General features: G+C 72.4%; 15 protein-coding genes. 6 read left to right on the top strand and 9 right to left on the bottom strand.

Annotation, left to right across the window (positions count from 1 at the left end; all coding sequences use genetic code 11):
- Window positions 1-3: 3 nt before the first annotated feature.
- Together ACZ4VK_RS09210 and ACZ4VK_RS09205 are read right to left on the bottom strand one after the other, a co-directional pair.
- On the bottom strand, window positions 4-1,068 hold the full coding sequence (locus ACZ4VK_RS09210; protein WP_468350110.1) for a ferritin-like domain-containing protein: 1,065 nt from the start codon (window positions 1,066-1,068) through the stop codon (window positions 4-6).
- Window positions 1,069-1,153: 85 nt separating this feature from the next.
- Window positions 1,154-1,861, bottom strand: a complete 708-nt coding sequence (locus ACZ4VK_RS09205) for an AfsR/SARP family transcriptional regulator (RefSeq protein WP_468350108.1) — start codon at window positions 1,859-1,861, stop codon at window positions 1,154-1,156.
- Between the two features lie 315 nt (window positions 1,862-2,176).
- Here ACZ4VK_RS09205 and ACZ4VK_RS09200 point away from each other — a divergent pair, with 315 nt between their 5' ends.
- Window positions 2,177-2,887, top strand: coding sequence for a hypothetical protein (locus ACZ4VK_RS09200; protein WP_468350106.1), 711 nt, complete (start codon window positions 2,177-2,179; stop codon window positions 2,885-2,887).
- Here ACZ4VK_RS09200 and ACZ4VK_RS09195 read toward each other — a convergent pair.
- Window positions 2,874-3,992, bottom strand: a complete 1,119-nt coding sequence (locus tag ACZ4VK_RS09195) for an NAD(P)/FAD-dependent oxidoreductase (RefSeq protein WP_468350104.1) — start codon at window positions 3,990-3,992, stop codon at window positions 2,874-2,876. The two genes, ACZ4VK_RS09200 and ACZ4VK_RS09195, sit on opposite strands and share 14 nt — an antisense overlap.
- Before the next feature lie 20 nt (window positions 3,993-4,012).
- A complete protein-coding gene (locus ACZ4VK_RS09190) occupies window positions 4,013-6,994 on the bottom strand; it encodes a LodA/GoxA family CTQ-dependent oxidase (protein WP_468350102.1) in 2,982 nt (993 codons plus the stop codon).
- A 259-nt stretch (window positions 6,995-7,253) separates the two neighbouring features.
- Between ACZ4VK_RS09190 and ACZ4VK_RS09185 the strand changes: the two genes are divergently transcribed.
- On the top strand, window positions 7,254-7,601 hold the full coding sequence (locus ACZ4VK_RS09185; protein WP_468350101.1) for a hypothetical protein: 348 nt from the start codon (window positions 7,254-7,256) through the stop codon (window positions 7,599-7,601).
- 499 nt (window positions 7,602-8,100) lie between these two features.
- Here ACZ4VK_RS09185 and ACZ4VK_RS09180 read toward each other — a convergent pair whose 3' ends face one another.
- From ACZ4VK_RS09180 to ACZ4VK_RS09170, 3 genes are read right to left on the bottom strand one after another with little or no spacing between them, the layout of a single operon-like run.
- A complete protein-coding gene (locus ACZ4VK_RS09180; protein ID WP_468350099.1) occupies window positions 8,101-8,946 on the bottom strand; it encodes an ABC transporter ATP-binding protein in 846 nt (281 codons plus the stop codon).
- 1 nt (window position 8,947) lies between these two features.
- Entirely contained in the window at window positions 8,948-10,003 is a 1,056-nt protein-coding gene (locus ACZ4VK_RS09175; protein WP_468350097.1) for a FecCD family ABC transporter permease, read from the bottom strand.
- Window positions 10,000-11,073 (bottom strand): FecCD family ABC transporter permease, encoded by a 1,074-nt coding sequence (locus tag ACZ4VK_RS09170; RefSeq protein ID WP_468350808.1) that lies wholly within the window; start codon window positions 11,071-11,073, stop codon window positions 10,000-10,002. Before ACZ4VK_RS09170 ends, ACZ4VK_RS09175 begins: the two co-directional genes overlap by 4 nt.
- A gap of 209 nt (window positions 11,074-11,282) precedes the next feature.
- Between ACZ4VK_RS09170 and ACZ4VK_RS09165 the strand changes: the two genes are divergently transcribed.
- The gene (locus ACZ4VK_RS09165) at window positions 11,283-12,284 is read left to right on the top strand and encodes an ABC transporter substrate-binding protein (protein ID WP_468350094.1); all 1,002 of its coding nucleotides are present in this window, start codon (window positions 11,283-11,285) and stop codon (window positions 12,282-12,284) included.
- Between the two features lie 58 nt (window positions 12,285-12,342).
- A complete protein-coding gene (locus tag ACZ4VK_RS09160; protein WP_468350092.1) occupies window positions 12,343-12,846 on the top strand; it encodes an FBP domain-containing protein in 504 nt (167 codons plus the stop codon).
- Between the two features lie 34 nt (window positions 12,847-12,880).
- On the opposite strand, the gene ACZ4VK_RS09155 is transcribed toward ACZ4VK_RS09160, so the two are convergent.
- Together ACZ4VK_RS09155 and ACZ4VK_RS09150 are read right to left on the bottom strand one after the other, a co-directional pair.
- Window positions 12,881-13,669, bottom strand: a complete 789-nt coding sequence (locus tag ACZ4VK_RS09155) for an alpha/beta fold hydrolase (protein WP_468350090.1) — start codon at window positions 13,667-13,669, stop codon at window positions 12,881-12,883.
- Between the two features lie 103 nt (window positions 13,670-13,772).
- Window positions 13,773-14,900 (bottom strand): acyl-CoA dehydrogenase family protein, encoded by a 1,128-nt coding sequence (locus tag ACZ4VK_RS09150; RefSeq protein WP_468350806.1) that lies wholly within the window; start codon window positions 14,898-14,900, stop codon window positions 13,773-13,775.
- A gap of 241 nt (window positions 14,901-15,141) precedes the next feature.
- On the opposite strand from ACZ4VK_RS09150, the gene ACZ4VK_RS09145 reads away from it, so the two are divergent.
- Together ACZ4VK_RS09145 and ACZ4VK_RS09140 are read left to right on the top strand one after the other, a co-directional pair.
- Entirely contained in the window at window positions 15,142-16,347 is a 1,206-nt protein-coding gene (locus ACZ4VK_RS09145; protein WP_468350088.1) for a CaiB/BaiF CoA transferase family protein, read from the top strand.
- Between the two features lie 68 nt (window positions 16,348-16,415).
- On the top strand, window positions 16,416-17,087 hold the full coding sequence (locus ACZ4VK_RS09140) for a GntR family transcriptional regulator (RefSeq protein ID WP_468350086.1): 672 nt from the start codon (window positions 16,416-16,418) through the stop codon (window positions 17,085-17,087).
- Window positions 17,088-17,223: the final 136 nt, after the last annotated feature.

Genomic DNA, 17,223 nt, shown 5'->3' with positions numbered 1-17,223 from the left:
GTCCTAGTCGTCGATGTACCGGAACTCCGGCCCGTAGGTCTTGCCGTCGCCGCCCGGGACTTCGCGGAGCATCAGGGCCCGAGCCGGTCCCTTGAGACCGACCATCTTGAAGACGGCTTCGTCGAGGAGGCCGGTCGCCGTGTCCGGGTCGTTCGCCCGCCAGGCGTCCTCCAGCAGGTCCAGCATCCGGCTGTACGCCTGGTTGCCCTGGTCCAGCAGGTCCTGTGTCCCGGCGTCGGGGGTCGGCTGCCCCGGCGCTCCCCAGCCACCGTCGGGCACCGTGCCCATCGGGCGGGTGCCGGGCATCGCGATGACGTCCCCGGTGAACTCCCACCGGTCCGGGTTCTCGGCGACCTTGACCAGCTTGCGGCCGTGGAAGAGCTCCCGGAAGACGTAGAAGTGGGCGAGCTCGTCGGTCACTCCGGGGTGCGGGTTCTCCGGCGAGGCGGAGGTGCCCTCCCCCTGCTCCTTGATCACCTCGATGGCCGCCTCGACATCGGCGAGCGAGTTGAGTGCCACGAGGCTGTTTCCCGCGCCATGATGCTGCATGTCCCGTTCGAGCTGGTGAGCCCCGGTGATCAGCTCCGCGTGGTCCTGGAACGCCTCCAGGATCGCGGTGTAGAACGCGCCGATGGAGGTGTGCGACCGGGCCTCCGCGATCGGGTCGTCGGGCTCCTCGATCTGCGCGAACAGATCCAGGGACTCCTTCGACAGCCCGCTCAGGAAGACGGTCAGCGACGGACGTACGCCGCCGGGCAGCGGACCGGGGTACTTCGGCACCGCGTGCACGTCGCCGAGGCGAGGGACTCCGCCGATGCTGGTGAGCATGTTCCCGGCGAGGCCGAGGTGGGACATCTCGTCGAAGACGATCCGCTTGAACGCCTTCAACACGTCCCCGCTCTGGGGCTCGATGGACCACATCGCGGACAAGTACGGGGGAAGGGTGGCGAGTTCCAGCATCATCGCCTGCTGAAGCGACTCCTTCAGCCAGTCGGCGTCGCGGCGCTCGGCGGGCTCCTCCATCAGTTCGACGATCCGGTTGCTCCGGTATTCGAGAAGCGACGTCATGGATAGCCCCTTCTGTGCCGCTTTTGCACCTTTTTTCCCATGAAAAAGGGTAGACCGGTGCCGTCAGCGCCTTGTCATTGCGTCGTCATCGGTGGGCCGCCGGAATCATCCGGGCGAGCTGAGCGGACGGCTCCAGGCCCAGCTCGTCCCGGAGCAGCAGCCGGTACGCGCGGTAGTGCCGTACGGCCTCCATCACATTGCCCTCCGACAGGTGCGCCGCCACGACCGCCCGGTGCGCGCTCTCCCGGAGCGGCTCGATCCGTACGCTCGCAAGCGCCGCCTCCAGGGCCAGAGCCGGGCTGCCCTGCCGGGTCAGCCCGTCCGCCAGGGCGTCCAGCGCGTGCAGCCGCAGCTGACGCAGCCGCTCACGCTCGAGGAGCACCCACTCCTCGTCCCAGCCGGGCAGCAGCTCACCGCCGCCCAGCAGGACCGGTGGCGCGGGGCCGCGTGGGGGCGGAGCCTCCGCGCGCACGACGCTGAGCGCCGTCTCGGCCATGGCGTGGGCGTCCACCCGCAGGGCATCGGTGAGCGCCACGGACTCCCCGGTGCACCGCACGAGCGGCCGGTCGCCGTGCGGCAGCTTCCACAAGGTGGTGCGCAGGCTGCCCCGAGCATGCTCCTCGGTGACGTCCGGCCACAGCGTCCCGGCGAGGACGCTGCGACTGACGCGCCCGCGCAGCCCCACGAAGGCGAGGAGCCGCTGCGCGTTGCCGCACAGATCGACCGGCCCGGCGGTGGACTCCAGACGGAACTGGCCGAGCAGTCGCAGCTGAGGAAGAGTGACGGTCGACATCTGCCCTTCTCCCAGGGTGCGTTGGCGGGCACGACCGAGCCGAGCAGGCGTCTTCCACAGTATGACAGGAGACCGGTGGCGGCGCGCCGAGCCCGGGCGGCGCCCCGCGCGGACCGCGTTTGCGGGCCCCGGCGCCCAGGGCGAGACTGGGAGTGACCGCACCAGGAGCGCCCCAGCGCAGGCCGCCGCCGTAGACCTCAAGTCGGCCGCCCTGCCCGGCCCTTGGCGCGTCCCCGCCCGGCCCGCCTCGGACGACCGCCGCGCGCCCGGGCCCCTCCTCCTCCAACCGGTACACCTTTCAACCAGGAGCTGGCGATGGTGAACCAGAACGCCGGCGCGTTGCAGGGGTCCTTCGAGGCCCGGCTGCTGACGGCCCACCCCGAGACCGCGCTCATCTACGAGCTGGGTGCCCAGCTCCGCGGCCTGCCCATGCCCATCGTGGACTGGGAGGACCTCCTCAAGAAACTGCAGACCCAAGAGATGGACCCCGGCACGCTCGGGTTCCCGCCCCTCGACAACCTGCCGGACGAGCCATGCGTGCCCCCCGAGCTCTTCCCCGTCCACGACGAGGGCGACCTCGCCGTGAAACTCACCGCGTTCGTCCGGATCTCCCTGCGCCAGGCCGAGGGCCACGGCTCGACCGCGCGGCTGCGGAACCCGATGCACAAGCGGTTCGCCGCGGTCGCGGAACAGGCCACCGGCAGCGGGCGCAGGAGCGGAGTCTTCGAGGAGGGATCCCTGCTGGGGGCCCAGCGGGGCGACACCACCGACGTCCACTTCCCCTGGGTCGTCACCCTGGTCCTGCGGGACTGCGCCAACGAGCAGCTGCTGCCGTGGTCCTGGATCACGGACGGGTTCAACACCTACACCTTCGACGCGAACGCCCAGTTCATCGCCCTCATCGACGGCATGTGGGTGGCCTACTCTCTGCTCGTCATGCGCGAGGGGTACATCAACCGGCTCGTCGTCCTGGACCAGGCGACCATGGCCGGCACCACGCAGAACATCTGCCTCAACCCGGCGTGAGGACCCCGGACAGGGCCGTCACCGCCGGGCGGCGCCGCGCCCAGAACGGCGACGACACCCAGCGGGCTTCGTCGGCGTAGGCCCGGGCGTGCAGGGCGAGGTAGCGCGCCGCGATCCCGTCGACGAAGGCGCAGTACGCGGCCAGGGCGCCCGCCTCGCCGCGGAGGGAGCCGTCGACAGCCGCGGCCGCGCGGGCGCCGGTGTGCAGGGCCGTGAGGATCCCCTGGGAGGAGAGCGGGTCGCAGGCGAGCGCGGCGTCCCCGGCGGCCACCCAGCCCGGCCCGGCCGGCGGGGCGAGACGCTGCCCATGGGCCGGCGCCCATCGCGGTTCCGGCAGCCGCCCGGCGGCGTAGCCGTCCAGCCGGGTCCGTACGTGCCGGGTGCCGGCCGCCCCCTTCAGGAACCCGGCGGCGGTGCGTAGCCAGGGCTCGACCAGGTCGAGGTCGGTGAGGTGGGCGACCAGCCGCCCGGTCGGCACCCGCGCGGTGTACCACCAGCCGCCCGGCGCCGACTCGACGAGCGTGCGCAGGTCCTGGTCGGCCGGTACGGGGCCGGTCAGCAGGGCGTACGCGGCGACGAGCCGGTCCTGCCGCAGCCGTACGGCGCCCTGCCGGGCGATCACCGCGCGCCGGCCGGTGGCGTCCACCAGCCACGCGCAGGGCAGCTCCCGCTCCACCCCGCGCTCGCGGACCACCAGCCGCCACGCTCCCGGCCGGCCGGTCCGGCGCACAGCGACGCCGCACTCGGGCCGGGCCCCGGCGTCCTCGGCCGCGCCGCGCAGGAACGCGTCGAAACGGACGCGGTCCAGATGCCAGCCGTGGCCGTGCGGGTCCATGACGTGACCGCGCCCGTGCAGCTGCTCCGAGCCCCAGGCGGCGTCGGTGCCGGTGCAGGGCAGGTGACCGTCGGCGTCGAGCCCGGCCAGCAGCCCGAGGTCGCGCAACAGAGGCCGGGCGGCGGGCGGCAGGGTCTCGCCGATCCGGTACGGGCCCGCTCCCCGCGACCCAGGGAGGTCCCGCGGCCGGGGATCGAGGAGCAGGACCCGGCGGCCCGCGCGGGCCAGGCACAGCGCCGCGACCGACCCGGCCGGCCCGGCGCCCGCCACGACTGCGTCGCAGCCGCCCGTCACCGGCGGCCCGGGAAGCGGGTCATCTTGTTGATGAAGCCGGCCGAGACCTCCTCGTCGGGCGGCTCGGCCATCGCTACGGCCGCGGCCACGGCGTCGGCCCGTACCTCCGGATCGGCGGCCTCCGGCACGTGCACGGTGATCAGATTGCGTTCGCGGGGCGGTGCGGGCTCGGGAGCGAAGGTCACTTCGGACTCCACCAGCATGGTCTCCGGGAGCCCAGGGGCGTCCTGCGGTCCGGGACGGCGTTCGACGATCCCGAGCTTGCCGAAGTCCCGGACCATGTCGTTCATCTGGGTCTCGTAGCCGGTGGGCAGCCAGCGCAGCCACACGGACCTGCGCTCGAAGGCGAGCCGGCGTTCCTCCTGAGGCCGCGCGGGGTCCATCGCGATCGTGTACTCCTCCTCGGCCAGGACGTGATTGGGAACCTTGGCCGGCCAGAACGTGGGCAGGTACGGGTCGTAGCGGGGCCCGAAGCCCTGGTCGTAGCCGGAGCGGCAGCTCGCCGTGTCGGTGTGCCAGGGGACGGCCATCCACCGGGTGAGGTGGCCGGGCCCTTGCGCGTACAGCGGGCCGTCGACCCCGAGCGCGGCCTGGGGCGTGAGGACTCGGCCGTAGCTCTGGTCGGGCAGACCCGGGTCGCGGTGTTTGATCCGGAAGGGCGCCGAGTACATCGTGGCGTGCCGCATCGGCCAGGTGAGCTCGCAGCCGGGGTGGAAGGCGTCGGCGAGGCAGAACGACAGCGCGGCCCGGTCCAGCGTCGCGGGGCGCTCGGCGAGCGGAACGTCCTCCAGCCTGGTCACCGGCGTGGCGGCCGGATCGAAGTCCTCGACGAAGGCGCCGTCCATCCAGCGCGTCAGCAGGTCATACTGCAGGGGCGAGAGGGCGAGGTGCTGGCGCGGGGAGACCGGCGGCAGATTCACGGCGTCGCCGTACACCGAGGGCCAGGGGACGGTGGACAAGCCGTCGCGGTCGAGGTGCCGCAGCGATGCCCAGACCTGGCGCCGCAGCTCCTTGTGGACCGGGTCCTTGCTCGCCAGCCGGGTGAGCCGCTCGGGCGCCAGCAGATGCTCGCGGCCGCCGTGGCCGAACTGGACGGCGAGTCCGCGGTTGACCCACTGCAGGTCGCACAGCCGCCTCAGCACCGGCAGCACGTCGTGGGTGAAGGAGACCCGCTGCGGGCGTGGCAGCAGCCCGGCTGTCACGTAGGTGTCGCGGAGCAGGTCGTGGAGCGTGCGGACGGACTTGAGGCCGGGCGCGTAGTCGGGGGGCGCGACGACGACCCAGGCGGGCTCGACGGGGATGGTCCGGCCTTCGATCCGGACCTCGGCCCGCACCGGCCCGTCGGCGATGTCGTCGTGCCAGCCGTCGTTGTTGGCGTAGTCGGTGGCGGGGAGGTTGTCCGCCGAGGCCGCCTTGCCGCGGCCGCCGAGGAAGAGGAGCCGGCCGGCCCGATCGGTGCGCAGTTCGCCCAGGTAGACGGGGGTGCCCATGAACGTGCCGGTGTCGAACCGGAGCTCGGGCAGCCCGGCCCGGTCGCGGCCGCGCACCGACCGGGAGCCGGGGTCGATGACCAGCCGGCTGCGGGGCCGGACGGTGGCGTTGCGCAGTCTGCTCTCCGGTGCCTGGGCGGCCTCCGGGATGTCCAGGGCGAGCTGGAACTGGTACCAGGCGGCCTTCTTGTTGGCGACATGCACGGTCCACCGCAAGTCGGCGTTCTCCGCGGTCAGCTCGGCGACCGGCTCCCCGGCGGCGTTGAAGCCGTACACCCGGAAGCGGACCGCCTGCCGCTTCAGGGCCCCGGTCGCGTCCTTGTACGACGCCTCGGTGGGCGCGTCGTCGACCTCGGGGGCGAGGAAGAACCCCTCGGCGCTGTCGCCGACCCGGGCCACGCCGATCGCCGGGTGGATGGCGGCGCGGACGATCCGGGTGTCACGGCCGGGCGGCTCAGTGGAGGCCGGCCGGGCGGGGCCGGGCTCGGTCGCGGGGACGCCGTTGGCGTCGCGCCGCCGGGCGGCCGAGGCGAGGTACACGACCCGGCGGGCCTCGGCGATGCTGCCGGCCGGGCGGTGCTCGGGCAGGGAGTGCCAGGGGTTGAAGGCGAGGTTCTCGCCGTACGCGGCCTGGCCGCGCGCCTCGGTGTTCTGCTGATGCAGGGTCAGCCTGGCCACCCGCACCGGAGCGCTCGCCGCCTCCTCCCAGCGGACCGTGGCCCGGTCCAGAGGCATACCGTCCGGGTCGGTGCGCAGCTGTACGAAGAGGTCGAAGGCCGCCTCCCCGGCGGCCAGCCGGTGTCGCAGGTCGCCGCGGAAGAAGGATGGGTCCTCGTCGGGCGGCACGGCCTGCGGATCGCCGTCCGGGCAGCCCGCGGGGACCAGCTTGTACTTGACGTGCCGCTCGTCCCCGAAGCCGTACGGAAGCACGCTCCAGTACGTGGCCGTCAGCGTGCTCTTCTCGGCCTTGGCCATGTCCTGGAGGACCGTCCGGGTGACCGGATGGCTGTCCAGATAGGCCTGGAGGGTGTTGTCGACCACCCCGGCCCGGGTGAAGTCGCACATGTCGCGGGCGGTGTCGACGAAGAACACGTCGTGGTTCTGGAGCAGCAGGTCTTGGGTGTCCGCGGCGCTGTCGTCCGCCAGGAGCTTCACACCGGGCACCCCGAAGAGCTTGATCCCGATGCCGAGGGTGGTGCGCAGGTCGGACCGGGTGGGCACGGTGTCGCTGGAGAACCGCACCCAGGCGGTCAGCCCGCCCTGGGCGCGGGCGGCCTCCAGGAAGCCGACGCGCAGCTCCTCGGGCATGTCCGCGTCGACGGTGAGGACGCCCCGGGCGGAGCCGTGGGCCTTGAGGAAGACGGGCCGCAGCGCGGGTTCCTGCCCCTGTGCGATCCGCCTGCCCTGCACGAGGTCCACGAACATGGCGCGCAGTGCGCCGGTGGGGTCGTCGGCGCAGTCGGGCAGGGGTTCCATGGGTCCGGACATGGGTGGCAGGCCTTCCTGGGCAGGGTCTTTCTGCCACTGTCCGTGGGGGGCCGCGAGGGCCGCCAGCCCGCCGGGCCCAGGGGAGTGAGGGACGGCTTCCGCCGTGCGGGGCAAACGAGTTGCGCATACGGTGGAACAGGGGCAAGAAGGAAGATTCGGGTCTGTTCATGGCCGGCTTCCCCGCACCGGTTTCTCCGTCGCGTCCGACGTAGGCCGCTGTGCGCCCAGCCATCCGTCCCATGGGCTTCGAGGAGACACCATGGCCACGTACGCCAAGCCCGCGCTCAATCCGCAGACCTTCGAGGAGCTGATCCAGCGGCTGAAGCAGGACGAGCAGGAACGCCGCAGGGCGATCGGGATCGTCCAGGACGACGGCGTCCTGGCGTTCGGGGACGAGTACTTCGCGCTCACGGACAAGCAGCGCGACATGCTGGTGGAGGTCATCTCCGACCCCGCGCAGGCCTTCCGGTGGAAGGCGCTGATCAGCCAGGGACTCGCCGACGGCATACCGATCTCCATCGTCCCGGTGGAGACGGAGTCGTCCATCGACATCGGCATCCACACGGGGGGCGTGGACATCGACATCCACATCGAGTGCCCCTTCTGAGCCGCCCGCCCGCCACCTGGCCCCGTGGGGCAGACTGACCCACGGCCATCCACGAGATCGTGGTGTTCGCGCCAGGGGTCTTCCAACCGCTGCCGATCCCTCGCGAGCAACACCCTGTAGCGAGTCCTCCGGTCTGCAAGATCATCCCGTGGCAGGCTTCTGGCGTATCTGGGTCATGCCCCCAGCCTTGGCGCTGCCACCATCCGATCCCGGCAGCACCGGGTCGTCGTACCGCCGTAAATGCGTACACCTCGCCCCGGCGGCCGGATTCGTCCGCCGCGTCGCGGTGATCACGGGGGGCCGCTGCCGCGCGGTAAATCCGGTATTTACTGCGGCAGTTGTGAATACGTCTCCGCGATCGAGTAACCGCCCGAATGCGCCGACCGGCGGGTGGTGGAAGGCGTGCAAGGCGCCGCCGTAGACCGCCAGGGACGAACTCGGCCTCGGGCTCCGTCTCGTTTCCGGCACCGGTCCTGAGGCCGCGCCGGCGGTCCGGCCGTCAGCCCTTGGTCTGAGGGCCGGGGACACGCGGCCGGCGTCCTCCTTCGGGGATGACGAGGGGCGTCCCGGCCACCGGGCAGGTGATGACGGTGGCCGGCAGGTCGAAGACCTCCTGGACGAGGTCCGGCGTGACGATCTCGCCGGGCGGCCCCGTGGCGACCACCCGGCCCTCGCGCATCGCGACGAGGTGGTCGGCGTACCGGCAGGCCAGGTTGAGCTCGTGCAGCACCATCACGACGGTGCGTCCGTCGGCCCGGTTGAGCGAGGCGACGAGTTCGAGCACATCCACCTGGTGGGCGAGGTCCAGATAGGTGGTCGGCTCGTCCAGGAGGAGGACGGGGGTGTCCTGGGCGAGGGCCATGGCGATCCAGACGCGCTGGCGCTGGCCGCCGGACAACTCGTCGAGGCCCCGCTCGGCGAGCTCGGTGGTGCCGGTGGCGTCCAGGGCCCGGTCGACGACGGCTTCGTCGGCCGAGGACCACTGGCGCCACCAGCGCTGGTGCGGGGTGCGGCCACGGGCCACGAGGTCGCGGACGGTGATGCCGTCGGGCGCCGCCGGGCTCTGCGGCAACAGCGCGAGCTTGAGGGCCAGGTCGCGGGAGCCCAGCTCCGCGATGTCCTCCGAGCCGAGGTGCACGGTCCCCGCGGCGGGCTTGAGGAGCCTGGCGAGGGCGCGCAGAGCGGTCGACTTGCCGCAGGCGTTGGGCCCGACGAGGGCGGTGACGCGGCCCGCCGGGATGTCGAGGTCGAGGTGCTCCGCGACGGTCCGCTCGCCGTACCCGAGGCGGAGCGCCGTGCCCGTGAGGGCCGCTCCGGTCGTCGCGGGGGTGGTGGTGGCGGTCATGTCAGCCTCCCTGGCCCGAGCGGTTCGCGCGGGCGAGCAGTAGCAGGAGATAAGGGGCTCCGACGGCGCCGGTGATGATGCCGACGGGCAGTTCGACGGGTGAGAAGAGGAGCCGTCCGGCGAGGTCGGCGAGGAGGAGCAGGGCGGCGCCGGTGAGTCCGCTGAGGACGAGCGGGACCCCGGCCGTGCCGGCGAGGCGGCGGGCGATCTGCGGGGCGCCGAGCGCGATGAAGGCGACGGGTCCCGCCGCGGCGGTGGCGAGCGCGGCCAGACAGGTGGCGAGGACCAGGAGCCCGACGCGGGCGCGGTGCAGCGGGACGCCGAGGCCGCGCGCGGTGTCGTCGTCGAACTGGAGGAGCTGGTACGGCCTGGCGAGCGCGAGGGTGAGCGGTACGAGGACGAGGAGGGCGAGTCCTGCCCAGCGGACGTGCTCGTCACCGCGCCCGTTGAGGCTTCCGGTGAGCCAGACCATGGCGCGCGAGGCCTGGTCGATGTCCGCCTGGGCGAGCATCCAGCGGGTGAGGGCGGCGAGGGCTCCGTTGGCGGCGATGCCGACGAGGACGAAGCGGTAGCCCGTCACGGTGCCGCCCCGGTAGGCGAGGACGTAGATGACGGCCGCGGTGGCGAGCGCCCCGGCGAGCGCGCCGAAGGGGACCGCCCCGAAGCTGCCGGCACCTGCGGCGGTGGCGCCGCCGACGAGGATGGCGCCGACGGCGCCCGCGCCCGCACCGGCGGAGATCCCGATGAGGTCGGGGCTGGCGAGGGAGTTGCGGGTGACCGCCTGGTACACGGCTCCGGCGACGCCGAAGGCGGTGCCGACGAGGAGGGCGGTCAGGGCGCGGGGCAGCCGGAGTTCCCGCACGATGAGGTCGGCGTCGCCCGAGCCGGTGCCGAGGAGCGCGCCGAGCACGTCGGGGACGGGAATCGCGTACGTACCGAGGGAGACGGAGGCGACGACGCCCGCGAAGGCGACGAGGGCCAGGCCGGTGACGGCGAGGACGACTCGGGTCCTCAGGCGTGTCCCGAAGGGGCCGAGTTCGATGCGGAGGCCGCTCATCGGGTGTGCTCCTTGAGCTTGCCGCGCTTGACGAGGAAGGCGAGGAAGGGAGCGCCGATCAGGGCGGTGACGACGCCGGCCTGGAGTTCGCCGGGACGGGCGACGATCCGGCCGACGACATCGGCTCCGAGCATCAGGACGGCTCCTCCGAGGGCCGAGCAGGGCACGAGGAAGCGGGCGTCGGGCCCGGTGAAGGCGCGGACGACATGCGGAACGACCAGTCCGACGAAGGCGACGAGACCGCAGGCGGCGACCGCGGAGCCGGTGAGCACGAAGACGGCGAGTGCGCCGAGGGCGCGGGTGGCGGCGACCTTGGTGCCGAGGGTGGCGGCCAGGTCGTCGCCGAGGGCCAGGGCGTTGAGCCGGCCGCTGAGGGCGAGGGCGAGGAGGAGCCCGGCGGCGATGAACGGCAGGAGTTGGAGGCCGAGTCCGGCGTCGCGTCCGGCGAGGGAGCCGACGGCCCAGGAGCGGTACTGGTCGAGGGTGCGGACGTCGAGCAGGACGAGGGCGTTGGTGCCCGCCTCCAGGAGGACCGTCACCGCGGCTCCGGCGAGGGCCAGTTTGGCGGGGGTCGCGCCGCCGCGGCCGGTGCCTCCGACCAGGTAGGCGAGGAGCCCGGCGAGGGCTCCGCCCGCGAAGGCGAACCAGATGTACTGGTAGGAGTTGGTGAGGCCGAACACCCCGATGCCGGCGGCGACGGCGAAGGCGGCTCCGGCGCTGACGCCGATGAGTCCCGGGTCGCCGAGGGGGTTGCGGGTGATGTCCTGGGCCACGGCCCCGGCGGCGCCGAGGGCGAGCCCCGCGAGCAGGCCGAGGAGGGTGCGGGGCATCCGCAACTCGCGGACGACGACGGCGTCTCCGTCCGTCGAGCCGCCGAGCGCGGCCAGGACGTCGGCGAGGGGCACGGACTTGGCGCCGATGGCGAGGGAGGCGGCGAGCGCGAGGACGAGGAAGGCGGCGAGGACGAGCGGAACGAGGAAGGCACGACGGCGCGCCGCGTCGGAGCGGGACGGTCGGGGCGGCGGGGGCGGGCCGGGCGGTGTGGCGGCGGACGCGGCCGAGGACTTCACAGGCACGCGCCTCAAGCTAAGGGATGCCTAACCTCATCGGCACGCCACCCCCCGTGTTCACGCCGTGGCGCGATGCCGTTATCCTCACACAGGATTTACCAAGGCAAGCCTTCCCTAAGTGCCCTTTGCCTTGGGCTTCGCGCGTGCCATGTCACCCCGTTCGGGCGCGGTTCCGCCCGGACGTCGCCCCGCTCAGTGGAGGAACCCCCGTGACCACCCTCAATCGGAGCCGCCGCACCCGGCGCCTCGGCGCCTTCGTCCTCGCGGCGGCCCTCGCCGCCGGACTCACCGCGTGCGGCGGCGGGTCGGGCGAGAAGCCGGCCGCTCCGGCCTCCTCCGACGCCAAGGCCGAGGCGGGCTTCCCCCGCACGATCGAGCACGACAAGGGCAAGACCGAGCTGAAGGCCAAGCCGCAGCGGATCGTGGCCCTCGACAACAGCCTGGTCGAGGCCGTCGTGGCGCTCGACGCGCCGCTGGTCGGCGGCATCGGCTCGTACCGTGACCAGAAGGGCTTCCCCCCCTACCTGGGCGACGCCGTCAAGAACACCAAGGACGTCGGCCCGCTGGAGAGCCCGAACCTGGAGCAGATCGCGCTGCTCAAGCCCGACCTCATCGTCTCGGCGACCGTCCGCCACGAGGATCTGTACGAGAAGCTCAGCCAGATCGCGCCGACCGTCTTCGTGAAGACCACCGGGCCGATCTGGAAGGAGAACATCGGGCTGCTCGGCAAGGCGCTGGGCGAGGAGAAGGCGGCGACCGAGAAGGTCGCCGCGTACGAGACCCGCGCCAAGAAGATCGGTGACGCGGTCAACGCCAAGGCGGGCAAGCCCACCGCCTCCGTCGTCCGCTTCCTCGACGGACCGACCCGCATCTACCTCCCGGCCACCTTCACCGGCGTCATCCTCTCGGACATGGGCATCGCCCGGCCCGCCAACCAGCGGGACCCGAAGGAGTTCAACATCGAGATCAGTGAGGAGCAGATCGCCCAGGCGGATGCCGACGTGATCTTCTACACCACGTTCTCCGGCGGCGAGGAGCGCAAGGCGAAGTTCCTCGCCAACCCGCTCTGGAAGCGTCTCAAGGCGGTCCAGGAGGGCAACGTCCACGAGGTCAAGGACGAGATCTGGATGACCTCGGTGTCCCTCCAGGGCGCGCACATGGTCCTCGACGACATGGCCCGCGTCTTCAAGGTCGACCCGGCCAAGGCCTGAGAGCGCGCACACGCTTATTCGGATGCCCGACCGCAGGGATCCGTGTACGGTCCACCGAGTGGAACCATTGACCGACAAACAGATCCGCTCGTCCTTCGTGAACTGCACCAAGGGCGAGGCGGCACGCCTCAAGCTGCCGCTCGACTTCGCGGAACTCCCCTGGGAGGACCTGGACTTCCTCGGCTGGGTCGACCCGGGTGCGCCGCTCCGCGCGCACCTGGTCGTCCCCCGCCCGGACGGTCCGGTCGGCGTCAGCCTGCGCGTGCCGGCCTCGGGGCGGACCAGCGCCGTGAAGTCGAGCATGTGCCAGGTCTGTCTGACCGGTCACGCCTCGTCGGGCGTCACTCTCCTCGTCGCGCCCCTCGCCGGGAGCCGTGGGCGCGAGGGGAACACGGTCGGGATCTACCTCTGCGCCGATCTGGCCTGCTCCCTGTACGTCCGGGGCCGGCGGCAGCCGAAGCTGCGCGGCCGGCGCCATGAGGAGTCCCTCACGCTCGACGAGCAGGTCGCCCGTCTGACCGGCAACCTGGACGCGTTCGTCGCCCGGGTGACGACGGGCTGACCTCCTCGCAGCGCGTAGTGCTTCGATACACGCTTCAGGAGTGGGCGTGACAGAAGTCGCGTACCGAGCGGTTGAACTCCTCGGGCCGCTCCAGGTTGCTGACGTGCCCCGCGCCCGGGAACACGACCAGCTCGGCGTCCGGGATCGCTTCCTGGAACTGCCGTGCGACGGCAGGCGGCGAGCGCACGTCCAGCTCTCCCCAGAGCAGCAGGGTGGGCACCGAGACGGTGGGCAGCAGGTCCCTCTGGTCCGTCTCGGCCATGAGGGCCAGCTGCGTCCGCATGCTCTCCGGGCGTACGTCGGCCGCCATCGCCTCCAACAGCGGTCCGTACGCGGCGGGCGGCTCGCCCGCGAACAGTCCGGGCAGGGTCGGATCGAAGGCACCGGGCGGCGCCGCCAGCATCCGGCGCGCGCCCTCGACCCGGGTCCGCACCTCCTCCGCCGGCAGAGAGCCCTTCCAGCCGGCGTAGGTGTCGGCCAGGATCAGCGTCCTCACGAGGTCCGCGTGGCGGCGGTAGAACTCCAGGGCGAGCGTGCCGCCCCAGGAGAGTCCCGCGATGTGCGCCGGACCGAGCCGCAGCGACTCCACGACGGCGGCCAGGCAATGGGCGTAGTCCGCGAGCCCGAAGGACTCGGGGATGCCGGAGGAGCGGCCCGCCCCCGGCTCGTCCCAGGCCACGACCGTGAAAGCGTCCGCCAGGGCGTCGAGTTGGGGCCGCCAGACGCGCGCGTCGTACGCCGCACCGTGCAGGAACACCACAGGCGGCCCTTCACCCGCGCGGTCGTAAGCGACTCCCAGCCCCTTGACCCGCACCATGGCCATGACTTCAGGGTAGGCCCGCCACCCGGCGCTGTCGCGGGTGAGCTCGGGGGCGGTCGCTCGCCCCCGGAAAGCACCCGGAGGCACGCCCCCGTACGCCTCAGGATCAGCGGAAGGCCTGTTCGCCGGTGAGGGCCTTGCCGATGACCAGGGAGTGGACCTCGCTCGTGCCCTCGTAGGTGAGGACCGACTCCAGGTTGTTGGCGTGGCGCAGTACCGGGTACTCCAGGGTGATGCCGTTGGCGCCCAGGATCGTGCGGCACTCGCGCGCGATGGCGATGGCCTCGCGGACGTTGTTCAGCTTGCCGACGCTGACCTGCTCCGGGGTGAGCGCACCCGCGTCCTTCAGGCGGCCCAGGTGAAGGGCGAGGAGCATGCCCTTGCCGAGTTCGACGGACATGTCGGCGAGCTTCTGCTGCGTGAGCTGGTACGAGGCGAGGGAGCGGGAGAAGACGATCCGGTCGCGGGCGTACGAGATGGCCGTCTCCAGGCAGTCGCGGGCGGCGCCCAGCGCGCCGAAGACGATGCCGAAGCGGGCCTCGTTGAGGCAGCCGAGCGGGCCGGAGAGGCCGCGGGCCTCGGGCAGCATCGCGTCGGCGGGGAGGCGCACGTCCTCGAAGACCAGTTCGCTGGTGACGCTCGCCCGCAGCGAGAGCTTCATCTTGATCTCGGGGGCGCTGAAGCCGGGGGTGCCGGCCGGGACGAGGAAGCCGCGGACGCCTTCGTCGGTGCGGGCCCAGACGACGGCAACATCGGCCACGGAGCCGTTGGTGATCCACATCTTGGTGCCGTTGAGGATCCAGTCGGAGCCGTCGCGCTTGGCGTGGGTCCGCATCGCGCCCGGGTCCGAGCCGGCGTCGGGCTCGGTGAGGCCGAAGCAGCCGATGTACTCGCCGGCCGCCATCTTCGGCAGCCACCGCTGCTTCTGCTCCTCGGAGCCGTACTTCCAGATGGCGTACATGGCGAGGGAGCCCTGCACGGAGACGAGGGAGCGCAGTCCGGAGTCGACGGCCTCCAGTTCCAGGCAGGCGAGGCCGTACGCGACGGAGTTGGTGCCCGCGCAGCCGTAGCCCTCCAGGTGCATGCCGAGGACGCCGACGCCGCCGAGGGTGCGGGCGAGTTCGCGGGCGGGGATCTCGCCCTTCTCGAACCAGCCGGCGACGTGGGGGCGCAGCTCGCGGTCGGCGACGGCGCGTACGGTACGGCGGATCTCCCGCTCCTCGTCGGTCAGCAGTCCGTCGACGGCGAGGAGGTCGAAGGGGTGGACGGGAGCGGAGCTGGACTGCGACGGCTGCGACTGCGACTGCGACTGCGACTGCTTCGACTGCTGCGACTTCACGGACGGCCTCCTGGCGGCTGTGGCGACTCGGCGTGCCGAAGCGTAGCGCCAGATCGGATATTGGATCCAGTATTGAAAATCCGATGCCCTGGCCATACGGTCCGATCGGATCCGATCGCCAGCGAGGGAGAACGGAATGCGCGCAGACCAGCGACACACACCGACGCCGGAGGGCGGCGGCGCCCTCTCCGGGATCGTCGTCGCCGACTTCGGCCGGGTGCTCGCCGGGCCGTACATGACGATGCTCCTCGCCGACCTCGGCGCCGACGTGATCAAGATCGAGCGGCCCGGTTCAGGCGACGACACGCGCGCGTGGGGACCGCCGTTCGCCGGCGGCGAGGCCACGTACTTCCTCGGGGTGAACCGGAACAAGCGCTCCGTCGCCCTCGACCTCACGGACCCGGAGGACCTGGCCGCGGCGCGGGCGATCGTGGACCGCGCGGACGTCCTGGTGGAGAACTTCCGGCCCGGCACCATGGAGAAGCTCGGCCTCGGCTACGAGGACGTACGGGCGGCCAACCCGGGGCTCGTCTACTGCTCGGTGACCGGTTTCGGCACCGCCGAGGGCGCCCACCTGCCCGGCTACGACCTGCTCGTCCAGGCCATGGGCGGCCTCATGAGCGTGACGGGCGAACCGGGCGGCCAGGGGACGAAGGCCGGGGTCGCGCTCGTCGACGTCATCACCGGGCTCCACGCGGGCCTCGGCGTCCTCGCCGCCCTCCGCCACCGTGAACGCACCGGCGAGGGCCAGCGGGTCGAGGTCTCCCTCCTCGGCTCGCTCCTCTCGGCGCTCACCAACCAGGCCGCCGCACACCTCGGCGCGGGCGTCGTGCCGCGCGCGATGGGCAACCGGCACCCGAGCATCGCCCCGTACGAGGTGTTCGAGGCCCAGGACCGGCCCCTGGTCCTCGCGGTGGGCAACGACCGGCAGTTCGGTTCCCTCTGCGCACGGCTCGGTCTGCCGGAACTCGCCCAGGACCCCCGCTTCGCGACCAACACGGCCAGGGTCGCGCACCGGGAGGAGCTGGTCGCGGCCCTGGCCGCGCCGCTGGGGACCCGTACCGCCGACAGCTGGTTCGAGGAGCTCACCGCGGCCGGGGTGCCGTGCGGGCCGATCAACGACCTGGCCGCCGCCTTCGACCTCGCCGACCGGCTGGGGCTCGCCCCCCGGGTCCCGGAGTCCGCGGCCGGTCCCGGTCAGGTCGCCCACCCGATCCGGCTCGACGCGACGCCGCCCACCTACCGCGCCGCTCCCCCGCGCCTCGGCGAGCACACGGAGGGCCTGCTCGCGGAGCTGGGACGGGTTGTCCACAGGGGCTCAGCGGCGAACGGCCGCGCGTAGGAAGATGGTCGCCACCGGTGCGGAGACGCGCGACGGGTGGCCCACGAGGGAACGGAAGGTCACAGGCGATGAGCAGCGCGGTGCAGAAGAGGCGGCCGCAGACCGCCCAGCAGTTCGTCCTGGAGGAACTGCGGCGCGCCATCACCACCGGAGAGCTCCGGCCCGGCGGACAGATCCGCCAGGACGCCCTCGCGGCCCGCTTCGAGGTGAGCCGGGTGCCCCTGCGCGAGGCCCTGAAGTCCCTGGAGGCCGAGGGTCTGGTGGTGCATCACATCCACCGCGGCTACTTCGTGGCGGAGCTCTCGCTCGACGACCTGGAGGAGATCTACCGGATCCGGCAACTCCTGGAGACGGAGGCCGTCCGCATGGCCGTAGGGCGGATGCCGGACGGCACGGTGGCCACCCTCGAACGCATCCAGCGCACGGTGGAACGGGCCGCCGATGAGGGCGATGTACCGGCGATGGCGGCGGCGAACCGGCTGTTCCACTTCACCCTGATCGAGGCGTCGGGCATGCCGCGCCTGGTCCGCCTCATCGCGACCCTGTGGGACTCCACCGACGCGTACCGCTCGCTCTACTACACGGAGGGACCGCACCGGAAGCAGGCGGTGCGCGAACACCGCGCCGTCATCTCCGCCCTCCGCCACGGCGACGAGGAGGCCGCCGTCCGCTGGCTCGACGAACACCGCGCCCACGCGGTGGCGGCGCTCCGCGAGGTCCTGGACCTGGAGCGGGGCTGAGATGCGGTCGTGCACCGGCATCCCCGGGCCGGTCCCGCAGCTCAGCGACACGCCGCTGCATGGATGAAACCGGGCGCGGCACCGAAACCGGGCGCCCCGGGCGCCGGTTACGTAAGGATGAACCACGATCTCAGCG

Source organism: Streptomyces sp. NPDC028711, from assembly GCF_055565415.1.
The sequence above is the reverse complement of the archived record's forward strand: the minus strand, read 5'-3'. Positions and strand labels throughout refer to the sequence as shown.